The organism is Marinobacter sp. MIT932201, assembly GCF_047123295.1.
Classification (GTDB): domain Bacteria; phylum Pseudomonadota; class Gammaproteobacteria; order Pseudomonadales; family Oleiphilaceae; genus Marinobacter; species Marinobacter salsuginis.
The window spans coordinates 1,523,347-1,543,847 of sequence record NZ_CP138917.1 but is presented as its reverse complement, the minus strand read 5'-3'; the positions used below and the strand labels follow the sequence as shown (position 1 = coordinate 1,543,847).

At 54.9% G+C, this 20,501-nt stretch carries 17 protein-coding genes and 1 tRNA gene; 3 read left to right on the top strand and 15 right to left on the bottom strand.

The genetic code is table 11. The annotated features are described in order from the left end of the window. Positions 1-117 precede the first annotated feature (117 nt). Both SIC15_RS07035 and SIC15_RS07030 read left to right on the top strand, forming a co-directional pair. Entirely contained in the window at positions 118-1,761 is a 1,644-nt protein-coding gene (locus SIC15_RS07035; protein WP_412537349.1) for an FMN-binding glutamate synthase family protein, read from the top strand. Positions 1,762-1,878: 117 nt separating this feature from the next. Further along, a tRNA-Pro gene (locus SIC15_RS07030) sits at positions 1,879-1,955 on the top strand. Positions 1,956-2,705: 750 nt separating this feature from the next. On the opposite strand, the gene SIC15_RS07025 is transcribed toward SIC15_RS07030, so the two are convergent. Genes SIC15_RS07025 through SIC15_RS07015 form a run of 3 tightly spaced genes read right to left on the bottom strand, consistent with a single transcriptional unit; the run spans position 2,706 to position 5,054 of the window. Further along, the gene (locus SIC15_RS07025) at positions 2,706-3,878 is read right to left on the bottom strand and encodes a serine hydrolase domain-containing protein (protein WP_412537348.1); all 1,173 of its coding nucleotides are present in this window, start codon (positions 3,876-3,878) and stop codon (positions 2,706-2,708) included. 23 nt (positions 3,879-3,901) lie between these two features. Beyond that, entirely contained in the window at positions 3,902-4,417 is a 516-nt protein-coding gene (locus tag SIC15_RS07020) for an SDR family oxidoreductase (RefSeq protein WP_412537347.1), read from the bottom strand. Between the two features lie 28 nt (positions 4,418-4,445). Continuing rightward, positions 4,446-5,054, bottom strand: a complete 609-nt coding sequence (locus tag SIC15_RS07015; RefSeq protein WP_412537346.1) for a Crp/Fnr family transcriptional regulator — start codon at positions 5,052-5,054, stop codon at positions 4,446-4,448. A gap of 129 nt (positions 5,055-5,183) precedes the next feature. Here SIC15_RS07015 and SIC15_RS07010 point away from each other — a divergent pair, with 129 nt between their 5' ends. Beyond that, positions 5,184-5,372, top strand: coding sequence for a DUF2892 domain-containing protein (locus SIC15_RS07010; RefSeq protein WP_008170476.1), 189 nt, complete (start codon positions 5,184-5,186; stop codon positions 5,370-5,372). A gap of 66 nt (positions 5,373-5,438) precedes the next feature. On the opposite strand, the gene SIC15_RS07005 is transcribed toward SIC15_RS07010, so the two are convergent. From SIC15_RS07005 to SIC15_RS06950, 12 genes are all read right to left on the bottom strand, one after another. Then, positions 5,439-5,804 carry a MerR family transcriptional regulator gene (locus tag SIC15_RS07005; protein WP_008170477.1) on the bottom strand — a complete coding sequence of 122 codons (366 nt, stop codon included), beginning with the start codon at positions 5,802-5,804 and terminating at the stop codon, positions 5,439-5,441. Beyond that, the gene (ihfA, locus tag SIC15_RS07000; protein ID WP_007151838.1) at positions 5,785-6,087 is read right to left on the bottom strand and encodes an integration host factor subunit alpha; all 303 of its coding nucleotides are present in this window, start codon (positions 6,085-6,087) and stop codon (positions 5,785-5,787) included. Before ihfA ends, SIC15_RS07005 begins: the two co-directional genes overlap by 20 nt. Positions 6,088-6,090: 3 nt before the next feature. Further along, on the bottom strand, positions 6,091-8,463 hold the full coding sequence (gene pheT / locus SIC15_RS06995; RefSeq protein ID WP_412537345.1) for a phenylalanine--tRNA ligase subunit beta: 2,373 nt from the start codon (positions 8,461-8,463) through the stop codon (positions 6,091-6,093). A gap of 59 nt (positions 8,464-8,522) precedes the next feature. Further along, positions 8,523-9,521, bottom strand: coding sequence for a phenylalanine--tRNA ligase subunit alpha (gene pheS, locus SIC15_RS06990; protein WP_069183848.1), 999 nt, complete (start codon positions 9,519-9,521; stop codon positions 8,523-8,525). A 152-nt stretch (positions 9,522-9,673) separates the two neighbouring features. Continuing rightward, positions 9,674-10,027, bottom strand: a complete 354-nt coding sequence (rplT, locus tag SIC15_RS06985) for a 50S ribosomal protein L20 (protein ID WP_008170485.1) — start codon at positions 10,025-10,027, stop codon at positions 9,674-9,676. A gap of 50 nt (positions 10,028-10,077) precedes the next feature. Continuing rightward, positions 10,078-10,269: a 50S ribosomal protein L35 gene (rpmI, locus tag SIC15_RS06980; protein ID WP_007151842.1), complete on the bottom strand. Its 192-nt coding sequence runs from the start codon at positions 10,267-10,269 to the stop codon at positions 10,078-10,080. Positions 10,270-10,364: 95 nt separating this feature from the next. Continuing rightward, a complete protein-coding gene (infC, locus tag SIC15_RS06975) occupies positions 10,365-10,910 on the bottom strand; it encodes a translation initiation factor IF-3 (RefSeq protein ID WP_083231826.1) in 546 nt (181 codons plus the stop codon). Then, positions 10,907-12,832 carry a threonine--tRNA ligase gene (gene thrS, locus SIC15_RS06970; RefSeq protein WP_069183850.1) on the bottom strand — a complete coding sequence of 642 codons (1,926 nt, stop codon included), beginning with the start codon at positions 12,830-12,832 and terminating at the stop codon, positions 10,907-10,909. Before thrS ends, infC begins: the two co-directional genes overlap by 4 nt. 152 nt (positions 12,833-12,984) lie before the next feature. Then, the gene (locus SIC15_RS06965) at positions 12,985-15,585 is read right to left on the bottom strand and encodes a TRAP transporter permease (protein WP_209398297.1); all 2,601 of its coding nucleotides are present in this window, start codon (positions 15,583-15,585) and stop codon (positions 12,985-12,987) included. Between the two features lie 82 nt (positions 15,586-15,667). Further along, positions 15,668-16,651 (bottom strand): TAXI family TRAP transporter solute-binding subunit, encoded by a 984-nt coding sequence (locus SIC15_RS06960; protein ID WP_069183852.1) that lies wholly within the window; start codon positions 16,649-16,651, stop codon positions 15,668-15,670. 185 nt (positions 16,652-16,836) lie between these two features. Continuing rightward, a complete protein-coding gene (locus tag SIC15_RS06955) occupies positions 16,837-19,221 on the bottom strand; it encodes an efflux RND transporter permease subunit (protein ID WP_209398298.1) in 2,385 nt (794 codons plus the stop codon). Positions 19,222-19,267: 46 nt separating this feature from the next. Beyond that, a complete protein-coding gene (locus SIC15_RS06950; protein ID WP_227514533.1) occupies positions 19,268-20,416 on the bottom strand; it encodes a WD40/YVTN/BNR-like repeat-containing protein in 1,149 nt (382 codons plus the stop codon). Positions 20,417-20,501 lie beyond the last annotated feature (85 nt).

The following is a 20,501-nucleotide window of genomic DNA, read 5'->3' as shown; positions in this document are numbered from 1 at the left end:
AAAACGGACCAGCCAGATTCGGGACCAATCGCGACAGGATCCCGCATCGTACGACTAAACTCTTCATCAGCTGCCGCTCTGTTCGAGTCGGCTTTTCCGAGCCAATCAGAGGATCCCATGGAAAAAACAAAGACCTTTCCGCTTCGCTATACCGCCTATGCACTCAGCATTGCCGGATTTTTTGTCTCGCTCGGGCTTGCCCTGGTCTTGGAGGAAGGTTATGTATTTCCGGTAATATTTGGCGCGTTCGCGGCCCTGGGTACCTACGACCTGATGCAACGAAAACACACGGTCAGCCGGAACTATCCGATCATGGCCAACTTTCGTTATCTGCTTGAATCCGTGGGCCCTGAAATCCGGCAGTATTTCATCCAGTCAGACACGGAAGAGCGTCCCTTTTCACGGGAACAGCGCACCATCGTCTATCAGCGCGCGAAGAATGTTCTGGACAAGCGCCCTTTCGGCTCACAGCTCGGGATGTACGATGAGGGTTTCGAGTGGATGAATCATTCCCTTGCACCCACCCGCCTCAGTAGTAGCGATTTCCGTATCCTGATCGGAAAAAATTGCGACAAGCCCTACAACGCAAGCGTGTTCAACATCTCTGCCATGAGCTTTGGCTCGCTGTCAGCCAACGCCATCCTCAGTCTCAATACCGGCGCCAGGATGGGAGGCTTCTATCACGACACCGGAGAGGGCTCCATTTCCCGCTACCACAAACAGCCCGGCGGTGACCTGGTCTGGGAGATTGGTTCGGGATACTTCGGCTGCCGTCACAAAGATGGTTCGTTCAACGAAGACATGTTTCGCGAGAATGCCTCATTTGATCAGGTCAAAATGATAGAGCTCAAACTATCTCAGGGCGCAAAGCCCGGTCATGGCGGAATTTTGCCCGGCGCCAAGGTAACGCCGGAGATCGCCGAAGCACGAGGCGTTTCTGTTGGCGAGGACTGCGTCTCCCCTGCCAGCCATTCGGCGTTCTCAACACCAATAGAAATGCTGGAATTCATTGACCGGCTGCGGGAGCTGTCCGGAGGCAAGCCCATTGGCTTCAAGCTCGCTATCGGCCACCCGTGGGAATGGTTTGCCATCGTTAAAGCCATGCTGGAGACCGGGCGAAAACCGGATTTTATCGTGGTCGACGGCGGCGAAGGCGGCACCGGTGCGGCTCCCCTCGAGTTTATTAATCGGTTGGGAATGCCAATGACCGAAGCGCTCCTGCTGGTTCACAACACTCTGGTGGGTACCAATCTTCGGGAGGACATTGCCATTGGCGCCGCCGGCAAGATCACCTCGGCCTTCAACATTGCGCGAACCTTGGCGCTGGGGGCTGACTGGTGCAACGCGGCCAGGGGCTATATGTTTGCGCTGGGCTGCATACAGGCGCTCAATTGCCACACCGGGCGCTGCCCGAGCGGCGTAGCCACCCAGGACCCCCGACGCGGCAACAAGCTCGACGTAGAGCACAAGAGCCAAAGGGTATACAACTACCACAAGAATACGCTCGACGCGCTGCAGAACCTGCTGGAAGCCTCGGGGCTCAGGCACCCTTCCGAACTCGGCCCGGAGCACATCGTTCGGCGGGTATCCAAAACAGAGGTGCACTCTTACATGGATCTGTTTCCATTCCTCGAACCCGGGGCCCTGCTGGAGGGAAAAACCGGGCTGACGGTGTTCGACAAATACTGGGAATTTGCCCGGCCAAACACCTTTGAACCACCCGAATTTATCCTGAAACTCCGGGAAACCAAGCTGCGCTAAAAAACGGGCATCAAAATCGCCATCGGATGTTTATTTTTTCCATGGGCTCGTGTAGACTTCGCTCCCGCTAAGCCACTGAGAATACTCTCAAGTTTTTCCAGTTGGCACAGAGCGAATCGGGGCGTAGCGCAGCTTGGTAGCGCACTTGCATGGGGTGCAAGGGGTCGTAGGTTCAAATCCTACCGTCCCGACCAGTTTTATCAAACAGTTAGCCCGGTCTCGAAAAAACCGGGCTTTGTTGTTTCTGGAAAATAGCTTTTCTCGTCACCGTTTGGGCACCGTTTCTCAACCCCTTAGAAATCCCCTCACCATTCGGTCACCGTTTCGCTTGCTTCGTAAACATCCCTTTTGTCAGGAACGTCTCCACCAGCCGACCGAAAACTTCAGCGCCAATTTTTTTCAAAGTCTCGCTCTTATTTCCTCCAGTTAACGCGTGGTAGTGGCACCAAAGTCTGTCCGGATTTTCTAACCATACTTTGGCCGCTTGACCCTGATCCGTATTAGGTCCACCCAGAGTTGGAGTTCACCACCCTCTCCATACCTACCTCCTGAGTACCGCCGGCCAAGGTCTATGGTATGAAACTAGCCGTCCCCAAACGTTCCGATTTTGAGACTTGATTTTGGCCGACGATACATTGAAGTGATCTCCATTACTCAGATTCAACCTTGGCGCAAAAAATTAGCACCATCTAGCCTGCCCTGGGCTGCCCCCTCCAACTCGTTTCAACTCCGACTACTCTTTTGGTCTCGATAGCTGCCTTGCAGCCCCTCTCCGCTCCCCATCTAACCGTCTCTGTCCCTTAGTCCGACATCGGAAACCAGAAGATCTCAGCCAGCGCAGACACAGGGAGGCAAATTTAAACAGTAAGACGCGGAGAGGGCCATCGATGAAAAGTCATAAATGCTTCTAAGAGAGACTAGGTTTCGAACAAAAAATATAAGCCCTAGCTATTCACAAATCTGTATATGGCTTTTTCAATTTTATCTAAAGTTCTCAGAGCACCTGTATCTGCGAATGGGAGAACTTGTGTGTAAAAGATAGACGCAAGTTTCGACTTGGGGTCAACCCAATAGTAAATATTGCTTAGTCCCGCCCAGCCAAAACTACCTACCTTCCTCCCTTCGGGCAAATCGTGAAGAGTCACCGAAAAACCCAAACTCCATCCCTTATCTACTCCAGGTTGGGGATCGTAATCCAACGTTAACTCATCATTTGAAGATTCAATACAACCGACCGATTGACCGACAACTGCGGGTTCAAGCAGCGCTTTAACAGTGCTTTTTTCAAGCACTTGAATGTCTCCAACCTGGCCTTCTCTCAACAACATTTCAAGGAACCGAAGGTAGTCCTCTGGACAGCTGTATAGGCCAGCCCCGGCTGGAACCATTTCCGGATTCTGAGGTACGAGCAGCTCAATCCTCCTGAAGGCATTTTTATCTTCTCTGCGATATAAAGGCATCGTTCTCATTAGAAAATCATCGGGGGCTTTGAAAAATGTATTCTTCATGCCCAAAGGATCAAAAATATTATTTTTGTAGAACTCATCTAAAGAACAGCCGGAAACCTTTTCAATTACTTGACCGAGCCAATCAGTACTGATCCCATACACCCAATCACTACCAGGATCACTTACCAAGGGAATGGAATAAGCCGCGCGCTTACCACTAATTGTCGGCGGCAACCCACGAGTTTTAGCGAAGTTCGCAATCAGATCATTGGAGAAAGGATATGCAAAACCCGCTGTATGACAAAGCAGGTGCCGCAGAGTAATAGGGGTTCTCGCTTTTCTAAGTAAAGGAGTTTCACCATCACCAAACCCTTCCAATACATCGAGATCTTTTAACTGTTCTATATACTCACCAACCAAATCATCTAATCCAATCAAACGTTTCTCTACTAGGATCATGGCAGCGACTGACGCGATCCCTTTGGAAAGTGATGCGATCCAAAAACCAGATGAAAAGGTGTCTATCGATTCAGATAAAAAACCTTTCTCAAACACATCTAATTTCTTACCGTCGGGAAGAATCGACAGGACTCCGCCAAACGGGATATCTCCAGCATAGAAGGCTTTTCGCAGAATTTCAGACAAGGTTGCTTCAAAAGTGTTGCTCATAATCTGCCCATAATTTTGAAAAATTACCCATTATCACCGCCCCCGACAGTGAGAACGACATTAGTAAGATAACTAGCCTCATCCGAGGCAAGAAAGAGGATCGGCGCTGCCTGTTCTGAAACAGAGCTAAAGCGTTTGAAATATGAACTGGAAATGGTTTGATCAATAACCTGTCGTGACCACATATCCCTCCGCGGATCGACCAGATTTTGATCCTGTTGATCTCTGGGAATCAGCCGAGTTCCAACATCTGTGCCTCCCGGGGCCGTTGCGTTGACTCTAATTCCAAACTGCGCACACTCCATCGCCAGACTGCGAGTAAGTGCATTGACTCCGCCCTTTGCCGCAGAGTAGGGCCCTCTCAAGATCCCGGTAGTTGCCACCGAAGAGACGTTTACTATTGTCCCACACCCCCTTCGCTTCATTAATTTGATCGCGACATTACAACACCATAAAGTTGGATATAAAGAACGATTAATTTCAGCGACTATCTCTTTATCAGAAAATTCTTCGGAGGAACAACCCCCCAAACGGACCATTTAGAGCCAATGGCTGAGATTGCAGCTATCAAGGGAAACAAATGCGACCGCGAGAAAGCCGAACATTTCCCTGACGTTCCTGTTCTTTCAAAAGCCTGCTGACCACCTCCCGGGCAGTTCCTAACTCCACAGCCAGCTCCTGATGCGTGATCCTCATCTCAGATTGCCCTGCTCTGGCGGCAAGCCAATGGACGAGCCGTTCATCCATTCGGCGGAACGCCACTTCCTCCACCAGGAGCATCAGATCATTCAACCGGCGCCCATAAGACTCCATAATGCCAAGCCTGAAACCGGCAGACTGGTCCATCAGCCGGTCAAACAGCCCCCTGGGCACCATAAACACTTCGGCATCCTCTTCAACCACTGCCTCTGCACGAAAGCCATCGCCTGTCATCAGACAACCGATAGACAGTGTGCAAATGTCATCAGCCCCCATCCGATAAAGCACGATGCTGTGACCGGACAGGCCGGTCATCTGAACCTTCACAGTTCCATTCAGCACCAGAGGAAGCCCCTGACAGGGATCCCCAGCCCGGAACAGAATCCTTCCATGCTCAAAATGAAGAGGCTGCAGGCTGCCAAGGACTTCTTTGCGAAGGGGCCCGGACAAGGTTTCAAGAATGCTGTGTTGCACCATCGACTTTTCCATAGATCATCAGATTAGCTCAGCTCAGCGGCCGGCCTTGTGTGACTTTATCACTGAACCGCCAGCGAGCAGGCGCTAAAGTCCGTTCTGTCATCGCATATCAAGCAAGGAGAAAGGATCATGAGCATCAATATGGGATCTGCGGACCGTATCATTCGCGCCATCGTCGGCATTGTACTGCTGGCTCTCGTATTTGTGGGCCCGCAAACACCCTGGGGCTGGATTGGCATTGTGCCCCTGGCAACCGCTTTAGTGGGCAACTGCCCTGCCTATTCTTTGCTGGGCATCAAAACCTGCAGGAAGCAGTAACCATGCGGGCATAAAAAAACCGGGGCAGCCATGCTGTCCCGGTTTTTCTTCAGAGTCTGGCGAACTCTATTTGACGGGCGCGTTCAGCACCTCGAGTACTTCCTCCAGCTCGGTAATCATTTGCCGGATCAGTTGCTTGTACTGGGACGTGTCGTCCTTTACCTCGTGGCTACTGAGTTTCTGCTTGGCGCCACCGATTGTATAGCCCTGGTCATAGAGCAGGCTTCGAATCTGGCGAATGGTAATAACATCCGCCCGCTGATAATACCGGCGGTTGCCCCGGCGCTTTACCGGCGACAGCTGGGGAAACTCCTGTTCCCAATAGCGAAGTACGTGCGCTTTTACAGCGCACAGCTCCGCCACCTCACCGATGGTGAAATAGCGCTTCCCCGGAATCGTGGGAAGTTCGTTGTTATGACTGGGTTCCAGCATACGCTTCTACTTTTTGCTTTAGTTTTTGTCCCGGGCGAAACGTAACGACACGCCGTGCACTGATGGGAATCTCTTCACCGGTTTTCGGGTTCCGTCCCGGCCGCTGCTTCTTGTCCCGAAGGTCGAAGTTACCGAAACCCGACAGCTTCACCTGTTCGTTATGGCTGAGAGCGCCTCTGATCTCATCGAAAAAAGCTTCTACCATTTCCTTGGCTTCGCGCTTGTTCAGGCCCAATTCCTCGTACAACCGCTCTGCCATTTCCGCTTTCGTCAAAGCCGCCATTTCTCAACTCCTCAGTGTTGCCCCCAGCTCTTCTTTCAATGCGTCGATCACACCGTTGAAGAGCGAATGCACTTCATCCTCGTTCAATGTACGTTCGGGATGCTGCCAGAACAGGCTCAGGGCCAGGCTCCGGTTACCTTCACCCAGGCTCTCGCCCTCATAGACATCAAACGCACGCAACGCTGTCAGCTGCTCACCGGCATGCTTTCTGGCCACACGCTCTACATCGGCGAACGCTACCTCGCTCCCGATAATAATAGCCAAATCCCGACGAACTTCCGGGAATTTTGAAATTTCTTTGAAATTAGGCACATATCCGGTAACGATTGAATTCAAGAATAGCTCAAACATCAGGATCGTGCCATTAAGTTCAAGATTTTTCTGAACTTGTGGATGCAGAGTACCCAGCCAGCCCACGTGCTCGCCATCGCGCATAAGTTCCGCGGTCTGTCCCGGATGCAACGCAGGGTGTTTGCTGCCGATAAACTGAATCTCTATACCCAGCAACCTGAACAGACTCTCCAGATCCCCTTTTACATCAAAGAAATCCGCTGTTCTGCGACCGTTTGCCCAGTTTTCAGGATACTGGCTACCAACCACGACACCGGCCAGCATCGGCTGCTGATCAATCCGCTCGCCCTCCCGCAGAAAGCGCAGACCGGTTTCGAATAGCCGGATGCGCGGCTGCTGACGATTCTGATTGTGGGCGACGGTTTTCAGCAGACCACTCCATAGGGTGGTTCGCATCACCGACAGATCCGAGGAAATCGGATTGGCCAGCGCAATGCCCTGACGATCAGGATCCACCAGCTGCTGAACTTTCGGATCGACAAAGCTGTAGGTCACTGCCTCCTGATACCCATGATCCACAAAGAAGTTGCGTATAGCAGATACCGGTCGAACAGCTTCCTGCTCCGGACGCAGACCGAGCGAGCCAGTTGGCTCGGTTACGGGCAGATTGTTATAGCCATAGATCCGCCCCACTTCTTCAATCAGATCTTCCTCAATGGAGATATCCGGGCGGAAGCTGGGCACACTCACCCGCCAGCCGTCTTTCAGGAGCTTTTCCACCCGAAGGCCCAGCCGGGTGAGAATTTCCTCAACGGTAGTACGGTCGATTTCCATACCCAGAACGTCGTTAAGCCGGCGAGCACGCAAGTCGACATGCCGATCCCCGGGGATATCCTCATCGCTGGCAACTTCAACAATTTCTCCAGGCTCACCGCCCACGATATCCATCAGCAAACGGGTTGCCCGTTCCATGGCCTCCCGCGCCAACTTGTAATCGACGCCCCGCTCGAACCGGTGCGATGCGTCTGTGTGCAGGCCATAGTGACGAGCCTTGCCTGCCAGCGTAATCGGATCGAAATAGGCGGCCTCCAGCACCAGATCCCGGGTTTTGGAACTGACACCGGAATGTTCTCCACCCATGACACCGGCAATGGCGATCGGTTTTTCGTGATCTGCAATTACCAGGGTGCCCTGGGTCAGTTCGACTTCCTGGCCATCCAGCAGAACCAGCTTTTCACCAGTTCGCGCCATCCGGACAACGATCCCGCCCTCGATTTCATCTCGGTCAAAGGCGTGCATGGGCTGACCAAGTTCCAGCATCACGTAATTGGTGACATCCACGGCGGCGTCAATTGAGCGAATCCCGGAACGGCGGAGCTTTTCCTGCATCCACAGGGGCGATTCCGCCTGCAGGTTCACGTTCCGAAGAATGCGACCAAGGTATCGCGGGCAACCCGCCGGCGCCTCGACACGGATATCAGGCACTTCAGAGTGCACCGATTCCACCGGCTCGATTTCGGGGCTGTCGACCAACATGCTGTTCAGAACACCCACTTCCCGGGCGATGCCCTTGATAGACAGGCAGTCGGCGCGGTTGGGCGTCAGGTCCACGTCAATGGTGACGTCGTTCAGCTTCAGGTAGTCCGCTACGTCCTGACCGACCGGTGCGTCCGCGGGGAGCTCCATCAGGCCATCGTGATTGTCGGACAGCCCCAGCTCCGACTCTGAACAGAGCATGCCCTCGGAGGGCTGGCCGCGAAGCTTGGCCTTCTTGATTTTGAAATCACCGGGCAGGACCGCACCAACCACTGCAAAAGGCACCTTCATTCCTTCACGGACATTGGGAGCGCCACAAACCACCTGCACTTCAGAGGCGCCATCACTGACCTGGCAAACCCGCAGTTTATCTGCGTCAGGATGTGGACCTACCGATTTGACCTCTCCAACGACTACGCCGTTGAATTGACCGGCCACCGGCTCGAAACCGTCCACCTCCAGACCGGCCATGGTGATCTGGTCCATTAATTCCTGGGTATCGATTTGCGGATTGACCCACTCGCGCAGCCACTGTTCACTGAATTTCATGGTTATTGCCTTGTCCTGATGCGGTTATGCCTGTTTGGTTGATGCTCTGATCTTGCCTGTTAACGGAACTGGCGCAGGAAGCGCAGATCGTTCTCGAAAAACATGCGCAGATCGTTGACGCCGTAACGAAGCATGGCCAGGCGCTCTACGCCCAGGCCAAATGCGAAGCCACGGTACTCCTCGGCATCGATTCCGCAATACTCAAACACCTTGGGGTGCACCATTCCGCAACCCATGACCTCAAGCCACTTGATGCTGCCGTCGGCTTCCCGCCCCCACTCGATGTCCACTTCTGCAGAAGGCTCCGTAAAGGGGAAATACGAGGGACGGAAGCGGACCTGAAGATCCCGCTCAAAGAACACTCGCAGGAACTCTTCGACTGTACTTTTAAGATCCGCAAAGCTGACGTTTTTCTCGACCAGCAAACCCTCCACCTGGTGAAACATGGGGGTGTGCGTCATATCCGAATCACAACGGTAAACCCGCCCGGGGCATATCATCCGGAACGGCGGCTTGCCCGCTTCCATGGTGCGAATCTGTACCGGCGAGGTGTGGGTTCTCAGCAGGGTGCCCGGGTTGAAATAGAATGTATCGTGCATGGCACGGGCCGGGTGATGCCCCGGAATATTGAGCGCTTCGAAGTTATGGTAATCGTCTTCAATCTCGGGCCCCTGCTCGACGGTATAGCCGGCGCGGGCGAAGAAATGCTCAATCCTTTGCAGGGTGCGGGTAACCGGGTGCAAGCCGCCCAGGTCCTGGCCACGGCCGGGCAAAGTCACATCGATGGATTCGCTGGCGAGCTTCTGCTCGATGGCAGCACGCTCAAGGTCTGTTCGCCGGGCGTTGATGGCCTCTTCAACCTGCCCCTTGGCTTCATTGATTTTCTGGCCGGCGGCAGGGCGCTCCTCGGCCGAGAGCTTGCCAAGAGTTTTCGCCTGCTGGGTAATCACGCCCTTCTTGCCAAGATACTCAACACGAATTTGATCAAGTGCCTGCAGGCTGTCGGCGCTATCAACTGCTGCCAGACCGTCCTGAACCAGTTGCTCCAGGTTTTCCATTGACCCTGCTCCAAACCAGAAATGGAAGTGCTTAAAAACGTAACTTCAAAAACAAAAATAGGGGAAGAGCGTGCCCTTCCCCTATCAGGAGGCGCCGTCATGAAATCATGGGGCGCCCATATCGATCAGCAATCGATGAAAGAGCTAAGCGATCACAGGGACGCTTTGGCCTTCTCAACAACAGCGGCAAACGCCTGCTGCTCGTTCATGGCCAGATCGGCCAGAACCTTACGATCGATTTCAACGTTAGCCTTTTTCAGGCCAGCGATCAGACGGCTGTAAGACAGACCGTTAGCGCGGGCACCAGCATTGATACGGGCAATCCACAGAGCGCGGAAAGCACGCTTGCGGTTACGACGGTCACGGTACGCGTACTGACCGGCCTTGATAACCGCCTGCTTGGCTACACGGAATACCCTGCTACGAGCGCCGTAGTAACCTTTGGCCTGATTGAGAATCTTTTTGTGACGACGGCGTGCGACCACACCACGTTTTACACGAGCCATACTTTAATCCTTCTACCTGTACTTTCTAAGGAATGATTCTCGCGGCTGGATCAGCACGCGGTCATACGCTTGATAGATGCAACATCCGACTTGGCGATGAGCTTGGTACCGCGCAGCTGACGCTTACGCTTCGGGCTCTTCTTGGTCAGGATGTGGCTGGTGAAGGACTGCTTGTGCTTGAAGCCGGTGGCGGTTTTCTTGAACCGCTTGGTGGCTCCGCTTTTGGTTTTCATCTTGGGCATTTTTTAAAACTCCGCATTCTATTTTTAAATAAACAATGATGTGCCCCTGAACGACAAATCCCCCGCATGCGCGGGGGACAAGCACCCGATCAGGTTCACTTCTTCTTGCGGGGCGCCACTACCATGGTCATCTGCCGGCCTTCCATTTTCGGCCGCATCTCTACCTGGGCGAGCTCTTCCACGTCGGATTCGATGCGCTGCATGAGCTGCATACCAATTTCCTGGTGTGCCATCTCACGGCCTCGGAAACGGATCGTGATTTTGCCGCGGTCCCCGTTTTCAAGGAAACGTATCAGGTTGCGTAGTTTGACCTGATAATCCCCTTCTTCAGTTCCGGGACGGAACTTAAGCTCTTTGACCTGCGTCTGCTTCTGTTTCTTCTTGGCAGCCGCCTTGGCTTTCTTCTCTTCGAAGATCTTCTTGCCGTAGTCCATTATCTTACAGACGATCGGATCGGAATCCGTAACCTGCACCAGATCAAGGGTAGCCTCTTCGGCCTGCTTTAGAGCTTCCTCAATTGGCACAATTCCGACCTGGTTGCCTTCGGCATCGATCAGGCGGACTTCAGTTGCGTCAATATTCTCATTGATAGGCGCTTTCGGAGTACGCCCACCCCGATTCGTTCGCTGTTTAATAATCAGATCTCCGTCTTGGTTCTGCCTTTGCGTTGAATTTCATCAGCCAACAGCTGTTCGAACGCTTCAAGCGATAAGGTTCCCAGATCTTCGCCCTTGCGGGTACGTACGGCAACCGCGTTATTCTCGATTTCCTTGTCACCTACGACGACAAGATAGGGAACCTTGTTAAGAGTATGCTCGCGGATTTTAAAGCCGATCTTCTCGTTTCTCAAGTCAGCATTAACCCTATACCCCAAAGAATCCCACTTTTTCGCCAGATTCTGACAATAATCACGCTGATTATCGGTAATATTGAGGATTGCCACCTGTGTCGGCGCGAGCCAGGTCGGGAATGCTCCTTCGTATTCCTCGATCAGGATCCCGATGAAACGCTCGAAGGAACCCAACACCGCCCGGTGCAGCATGACCGGAGTTTTCCGCTCCGAATTGTCAGCAACATACTGCGCTCCGAGACGACCCGGCATCGAGAAGTCTACCTGGATGGTGCCACACTGCCACACCCGTCCGATACAGTCTTTCAGGGAGAACTCGATCTTGGGCCCGTAAAAGGCCCCTTCGCCCGGCAGCAGTTCCCAGTCTACGCCCTCACGATTCAGCGCCTCTTCCAGGGCGGCTTCCGCCTTGTCCCAGACTTCATCGGAGCCAACCCGCTTTTCCGGACGGGTTGAGAGCTTGTAAAGGATTTCAGTGAACCCGAAGTCCGTGTAGATTTCGTGCAGCATTTCGATAAAGGCCGACACTTCCTGCTGGATAGCGTCTTCTTCACAGAAAATGTGCGCATCGTCCTGGGTAAAGCCCCGAACCCGCATGAGTCCATGCAACGCTCCGGAAGCCTCGTTCCGATGGCAGGAACCGAATTCTGCCAGCCTCAGCGGAAGGTCCTTGTAGCTTTTCAGCCCCTGGTTGAAGACCTGAACGTGGCACGGACAGTTCATGGGCTTGATGGCGTAGTCGTGTTTTTCCGACTCGGTGGTGAACATGTCGTCCTTGAACTTGTCCCAGTGCCCTGACTTCTCCCACAGGGTTCGCGACACCACCTGTGGCGTCTTGATTTCCTTGTAGCCATGCTCCTGCTGCTTGCGGCGCATGTATTGTTCGACTTCCTGGTAGAGCGACCAGCCATCGGGATGCCAGAACACCATGCCCGGCGCCTCTTCCTGCATATGGAACAGGCCAAGCTTCTTGCCAACCTTGCGGTGATCTCGCTTCTCTGCTTCTTCCAGACGGTGCAGGTAGGCCTTCAGATCTTTCTTGTTGCCCCAGGCGGTTCCGTAAACACGCTGAAGCTGCTCATTACTGGTGTCGCCCCGCCAGTAGGCGCCGGCCACCTTGGTCAGTTTGAAGGCTTTCAGTTTGCCGGTGCTTGGCACGTGGGGACCGCGGCACAGGTCGATAAAGTCGCCCTGACTGTAGAACGAAAGGTCTTCGTCGCCCGGAATGTCCTGGATGATACGGACCTTGTACTCTTCGCCCATATCTTCAAAGAGCTTGATCGCCTCATCACGGGACATGATGGAGCGCGAAACCGGAAGGTCCTGCTTGGCGAGCTCTTCCATACGCTTCTCGATCCGCGCCAGGTCCTCATTGGTGAACGGGCGGTCGTACTTGAAGTCGTAGTAGAAGCCGTTGTCGATCACCGGGCCGATGGTAACCTGGGCCCCTGGGAACAGCTCCTGAACAGCCATGGCCATCAAGTGCGCCGTGGAATGGCGAATGATATCAACGCCCTCCTCGTCACGTTCTGTGACAATGGCGAGGTCGGCATCATTCTCGATGCGATAGCTGGTGTCCACGAGCTGACCATCCACCTTTCCGGCAAGGGCGGCTTTGGCAAGGCCAGCGCCAATATCGGCGGCAACGTCATGAACGGTTACGGGTTCGGCAAAACTGCGATGGCTGCCATCGGGCAGGGTTACGACGGGCATGAAAAGCTCCTGTTGGTTACTCAGCGGTGATCTATACCAGAGACCACATGGTGACGGCGCGACGCGATACAAACCGCGGGCCGATTCGATTCGAAGTCTAACAGAAAAAAACCCGGCAGGTTAATGCCGGGTTTCTCGCATCCAGGGCTCTATCAGGCCGCCTGGCCGGCTGCCTCTTCGCGGGCCCGTCGCCGGAGCTGGCCATAGGCCAGAAGACCCAGAAGCGCCAGGGCCGGAATGAACATCAGCTCCTTCGGCGGTCGCGAAAGCTGAACCTGCACGGCATCGATGGTCCAGCCAAACTGGATACCGACCTCTTCCGCCGGGCTGCCAAACCCGACAAAGTCCACCGCCATTTTGTCGCCGTCAGGGCTCAGCTCCAGGCCTGCCTCCATCAGTCTCTGCTCAGGTGTCTCGCCTGCGGGAATCGGCAGCCGCACATAGGTGCTCACCTCATCGCCATCGATATTCATGCCAGATGCCTTGAGGATGATCGGCTGGCCCGCCGGAACCTCTTCGACATACTCCATGACCTGTGCACCCGGCTGGTCTTCAGTCGGCGGGTAAACCATGTCCCACCAGAAACCTGGACGGAACATAGTGAAGGTGATGAGCAGCAGCAACACTGTTTCCCATTTATAGCTCTTGGTAAACCAGTAGCCCTGGGTAGCGGCCGAGAATACCAGCATGGCCGTGACCGCACTGAAGATGGTCACCAGCAGGTCAAACCACCCCGTCAGGCCGATCAGCAACAACTGGGTGTTGAAGATAAACATGAACGGCAGGATTGCGGTTCGAATATCGTAGGTAAAACCTTGCACACCGGTCCGTATCGGGTCGGCACCCGAAATGGCCGCCGCCGCGTAGGCGGCAAGACCCACCGGTGGCGTATCATCCGCGAGGATGCCGAAGTAGAACACGAACAGGTGCACCGCAATCAGCGGTACGATCAGTCCGTTCTGGGCACCAAGGGTGACAATCACCGGCGCCATCAGAGTGGAGACAACAATGTAGTTCGCGGTAGTTGGCAGCCCCATTCCGAGAATCAGACTGATAATGGCGGTGAAAATGAGCATGAGCAGCAGATTGCCGCCAGACAGGAACTCCACGAAGGCCGTCATTACGAGGCCAATACCCGTCAGGGTGACGGTGCCCACCACAATCCCTGCGGTGGCGGTCGCCACGCCAATACCCACCATGTTGCGAGCGCCGGTGGCCAGCGAATGGGCCAGATCGAAAAAGCCGTCTTTGGTCAGGCGAGCGAAGTCGCCACGCTTGCGGAAAAAGGCTTTCAGCGGCCGCTGGGTGATCACAATGAAGATCATGAACACGGTAGCCCAGAACGCGGAAAGCTGGGGTGAAAAGCGCTCAACAGTCAGGCACCACACCAGGACCACCACCGGCAGCAGGAAATACAGGCCGGTTTTCACGGTTGGCCCGACCGGAGGCAGCTCGCCCATGTCCTTGTTCGGGTCGTCCTCTTCCAGCTCAGGGAAACGCGTCGCGTAACCTACCAGGGCGACATAGACGGCTACCAGCAGCGGCGCCAGCACCCAGATGGCTGCCTCGCCGAGCAATGTCTTCATCCAGCCTATGCCGTAGTACACAACCAGAGTGAGTATGATCAGGCCCAGCAGCATCACCACCCAGTTCAGCATCCGCTGCGCCATGGTGGGCTTGTTCAACCGCTCGATGCCCTGCATGTTCAGCTTGCAAGCTTCGAGGTGCACGATGTAGATGAGGGCGACGTAGGAAATCATCGCCGGCAGGATCGCGTGCTTGATGACCTCAAGGTAAGAGATACCCACATACTCAACCATCAGGAACGCGGCTGCGCCCATGATGGGCGGCGTCAGCTGACCGTTCGTTGAAGCAGCCACTTCGACGGCGCCAGCCTTGGTGGCTGGAAAACCCACCCGCTTCATCAACGGAATGGTGAATGTCCCGGTAGTCACCACATTGGCGATGGAGGAACCAGAGATCACACCACTCAGGCCACTGGACACAACCGCAGCCTTGGCCGGGCCGCCCCGCATGTGACCAAGCATGGCGTAGGCCACCTTGATGAAATAGTTGCCGGCACCGGCCCTCTCCAGCAGTGCGCCGAACAGAACAAACAGAAAGACAAAACTGGTGGACACCCCGAGCGCCACACCAAACACGCCTTCCGTACCCAGCCATTGATGGGAAGCCAGCTTGCTAAGACTGACGCCCTTGTGGGCAATCACATCCGGCATGTAGGGGCCGGCAATAGAGTAGGTTATGAATACCGCGGCCACGATGGTCAATGGCAGACCAAGTGAACGCCGGGTAGCTTCCAGCAGCAGCACCAGACCGATCAGCGCAACCCAAAGATCCTGGGTGATCGGCGCACCGGGACGCGTCGAAAGCTCTTCATAAAAAACGTATAGATAAGAGGCACAAAACGCCGCCACAACGGCGAGGATCCAGTCGTAAATCGGGACCGCGTTAACGTGACGACCACGGATCATCGGAAAAGACGCGAAGGCCAGGAAAACGGCGAACGCCAGGTGAATCGAACGGGCTTCCGTCGAATTGAAAATGCCGAAATCCAGAATAAACGGGAGCGGTGACGCAATCCAGAGCTGGAACAGCGACCACACAAGGGGAACGATGAACAGAATAACGGCCGCGTAACCGGTCGCCGCCCTGCCCCCGGTTTCGGTCTGCAGGATTTCTTCTACATTGCCGCCGCCAGCGCTACCTCCGTTCGACGGATCGCTCGTTGCCATAAGTTCTTCCTGTAGCGTGAAAGGTTGTTCTCTGGAGGGAAACCCGGCGGGCCTGGGCCCGCCGGTCCGGTTTCAGGTCAGATCAGTCGATCAGACCGGCTTCCTTGTAGTACTTGGCAGCACCCGGGTGCAGCGGCGCACTCAGGGCATCAGAGACCATCTCTTCCTTGTTCAGATTGGCGAAGGCAGGGTGCAGACGCTTGAAGCTGTCGAAGTTTTCGAACACCGCCTTGACCACGGCATAAACCACATCTTCCGGTACATCGGTGGAAGAAACAAAGGTTGCCGCCACACCGAAGGTAGTGGTGTCTTCGTCAGAGCCACGGTACATACCACCCGGGATGACCGCTTTGCGGTAATACGGATTCTCTTCGATCAGTGTCTGGGTCGCCTCGTTATCAACGTTGACAATCACGCTGTCACAGGAGGTAGTGGCTTCCTTGATGGCGCCTGAGGGGTGCCCGACGGTGTAGAAGAAAGCGTCGATGTTGCCGTCGCACAGGGCCTGTGACTGCTCGGCGGCCTTGATCTCAGCGGCGAGGGCAAACTTGTCCATGCCCCAACCCATTTCTTCCATCAGAACCTCGGCAGTGGCCCGCTGGCCAGAACCCGGGTTACCAACGGAAACCCGCTTGCCTTCCAGGTCTTCAAAGGTTTTGATGCCTGAACCCTTGCTGGCAACAACGGTGAACGGCTCTGGATGCAGGGAAAATACCGCGCGAAGGTCCTTGTTGGCGCCATCGTCCTTGAATTGGCTGGTGCCGTTGTAGGCATGATATTGCCAGTCGGACTGGGCCACGGCCAGATCGAGCTCGCCCTGGCGGATAGCGTTCAGGTTGTAGACGGAGCCACCGGTGCTCTCAACGGAGCAGCGGATACCATGTTCTTTACGGTCCATGTTCACCAGACGACAGATCGCACCGCCGGCCGGATAATAAACACCGGTTACACCACCGGTGCCGATAGTCACAAAGCGCTGCTCCTGCGCGGAAACGGAGGTGGAAGCAGCACCCAGGCTGACTGCGGCAGCGACAGCAAATGCGGAGGCTTTCAGTTTCAGTGTCATGTGAGTTCTTCCTTTTTTCTGTTCATTGTAATGAAGCGCCCGCCTCGTGGGCGGGCAAATGGTACGAACACCGTAAAACATAGACCACTTCACACCATAAATAAAGTATGGATTAGCTCGCTAAACGGTTGAGCAGACAACAAAAAAGCCCGCGATGCGGGCTTTTTTGCAGATAATTGCGAATGTTATTTCGCAGCTCGGGCCTTGGCGAGCATCTGGTCCGGCCGCAGCAGGAACCGGGCCAGAGCCGGCAACAGCCAGATGGCTCCCACCATATTCCACAGGAACATGAAGAACAGCAGGAAGCCCATGTCGGCCTGGAACTTGATCGGCGAGAAGATCCAGGTGACAACACCCAGGCCCAGCGTCACGCCGGTAAACATCACCGCCTTACCAGTGGAGCGCAGCGTCTCGTAGTAGGCCTCCTGGAGTGTTTTGCCCTCAAGCAGGTATTTCTCCAGCTTGCTGTAGATGTAGATGCCGTAGTCGACACCTATACCAACACCCAGGGCAATAACCGGCAGGGTTGCCACTTTGATACCAATGCCGGACACCGCCATGATCGCCTCGCAGAGGATCGACGTCAGTCCCAGAGGTATCACGATACACAGTACCGCGCGGACCGAACGGAAGGTCACGAAGCACAGCAAACTCACCACGCTGTAGACGAGAATCAGCATCTTGTCCTTGGCGCCGGAGATAACCTCATTGGTCGCAGCTTCGACACCGGCATTACCGGCCGCCAGCAGGAACCTGTGCTCCTCGTTGCTGTTCTTCTCGGCAAACTGTTCGACGCGCTCAACAACGGTTTCCAGGGTCTCTGCCTTGTGATCCTCAAGGAACACCAGCACCGGGGTCAGGCTACAGTCGGTATTGATCAGACCGGCAGGCGCTTCGCGAATGGAGGCATTGATGATGGTCTGGTTGCGGGAGATCTCGTACCACTTCCAGTTACCTTCGTTCAGAGCCTTGGTGACCATCTTGGAAACATCTGCAAGGGATGCCGAGGATTGCACGCCCGGCGTGTTCTGAAGCTCCCATTGCAGGGTGTCCATGGCCCGCAGCACATTATACTGGGTGCACTGCTCTTCCGGCGTTTTAACCATCACCACCAAGACATCCGCACTGGTGGAATAGTTATCGATGATGTAGGCGTTATCCTTGTTGTACCGGGAATCCGCACGGAGCTCCGGCGCGCCCTGGTCAAGGTCACCGATCTTGAGGTCCTGCTTGTAGTAGAGACCGAGGCCAAGACCGATAACGGCAATCAGCAGGGAGATAGGCGCCACGCCCGGATGCGAGAAGTAAGACATCGCGCGCCACTTTCGATCCTGCTTTTCACCGTGGTTCTGTACGTGGCGGATACCGCCCTTGGAGATACCAACGTACGACATGATCAACACATGCAGAACCAGGTTGGTGAGGATGACATACGCCACACCAATACCCGCGGCAATCGCAAGGTCCCGGATAACGTCGATCTCGATAAAGAACAGGGTCAGGAAGCCAAAGGCGTCCGAGATCAGTGCCAACATGCCAGGTATGTAAAGGGCCCGGAAAGCCAGACGCGCGGCAGTCACCGCATCGAAGCCCTTGGCAGCTTCAACGGCCATGGCGTTGACAATCTGAACACCGTGACTGATACCGATCGCGAACACGAGGAAGGGCACCAGAACGGAGTAAGGGTCAAGACCATACCCCAGCAACCGAAGGGTCCCCAACTGCAGGAAAACAGCAATAATCGAGGTAAAGACCGGAACCAGGGTCCCGGCAATGGCCCGGGAGTACCAGAACAACAGAAGCGTGGTCAGCAGGATGGTAATCCCGGCAAACCATGCAATGGATCCGATACCTTCAATCAGATCACCAACCTTCTTGGCGAAACCGACAATATGAATCTCGATGTTCGGGTTCTGCTCTTCGTACTTTTCCCGGATTTTTTCCTCGAGCTGACGGGAAAATTCGCCGTAATCCAGGGCCTCACCGGTTTCCGGATTTTTCTCGTACAGTGGCGCGTAAACGATCGTTGACTTGAAGTTGTCGGAAATCAGGCGACCAACTTCGTTGGAACGCAGAACATTCTGACGGAGCTGCTCAAGGCTGTCCCGGGAGCCGTCGTACCCGTCCGGTATAACCGTACCGCCCTGGAAACCCTGTTCGGTAACCTCCACCCAGCGCACGTTCGATGTCCACAGGGATTTGAGACCGGAACGATCCACACCATTGAGGTAGAAGACCTCGTCAGTAATCTGCTTCAGGGTCTCCATGTACTCCTGGGTGAAAATATCGCCCTCTTTTGCCTCGACGGCGATACGGACAAAGTTACCCAGGTTTTCCAGGTCATCCCGGTGCTCGAGCATGTTCACGATATAGGGATGCTCGAGAGGAATCATCCTCTCGAAACTGGCATCAGGCTGGATCTTGACGGCGTTGTACCCAAGAAACAGCGTCAATACGGCAAAAAAGATAAGAATGATCGGCCGGTTATTGAAGAGCAGCCTTTCGAGAAAGGGTTCCGCCTTGGGCGTGGTCAGGTAGTGCTCGCCCTTGTCATGCTTAGGGTTGGACATTCAAAAGCCCCTCTATTGTTCGTTCGGTTGTTGCCACATCAGGGCGTTATTGAAGGTTTCTTCCACGGGCGTCTGTAATTTTCGCGCCACCTTCGCCGACAATCAGCAGGTCTGTTCCTGAAATAGGCACGGCACTCATGACGCCCTCCCGATCACTGCGGAAATGCTCTCGAAAGGTTTCTGCGCCATTGGTACTCATCAGCACCGCGCCACCGTTACCCACGAGGGTAATGCGGCCATCTTCAGCAACGACGCCGCTGTTGAGGGTCGCCCCGGCAGAATTCGGGACCATCCGCCAGCTCTTGCCCAGATCGGAAGAGAACAGCATGTTGCCCCGGAGGCCAAACGCGAGAATCTCGTTCACCTGACCTGTGCCAATAACACCGAACAGGGAGCCTTCATAGGGTGCCTCGCGGCGCTCAAAGGTCTCACCACCGTCCACAGAGACGTGTATCTGACCGGCCTCGCCCACAACCACAAGGGCTCCACCCGTAATCCGGGTAATGCCATTCAGGTGGAAGTTCTGCCGGTTATCAATTCTTGGCGCCCAGTCTTTCCAGGTTTCACCGCCGTCCATCGTACGCAGGAACATGCCGTAGGCTCCCACCACAAAACCGCGGTTCTCGTTTTCGAACCAGACGTCCAGCAGCGGGTTGACCGGACCGATATCCATGTCCGCCTGAATGTTCTCAAGGGCAAAGTAAAGATCGTCCAGTGCCCACTCGAGGTCTTCTTTTTCTTCCTCAGGCGCTTCTTCGATTCGCTCCTGCATGGCAACAATCTGTTCTTCGCGGCTCTCGATGGCCAGCTCCATGGCCCGGATCCCGTCGATCTGAAGGCTCCAGGTGGCTCCGGCGTCAGTGGTTTTGAGAACCACGCCACTGTGCCCCACTGCCCAGCCATGGGTGTCGGTACCGAAATCAATCGCTGTAAGGGTCACAGAAACAGGAACTTCACCCTGAACCCAGGTTTTCCCTTCGTCATCCGAGTAGATGATATGCCCGCGTTCTCCGACGGCCACAATACGATCACCAACCCGGGTCGCATCGGTGAGAAGATTCTCCGGGGCCAGATCCGTTAGCCGGGCCGGGGTTTCGATGATATCTGCAAGCGCAAACGCTGCAGGGGCAGACCAGACCATGGAAAGTCCAAGGCAGGCAGCGCCCAGAGTCTTGCACATCAACCTTTTAGCCATTCAGATTGCCTATTATGTTGTATTGAACTGTGTCTCTGACCGGCAAAGCCGGGAATAACTGTAAACATACCGGCAACCCTGCGGT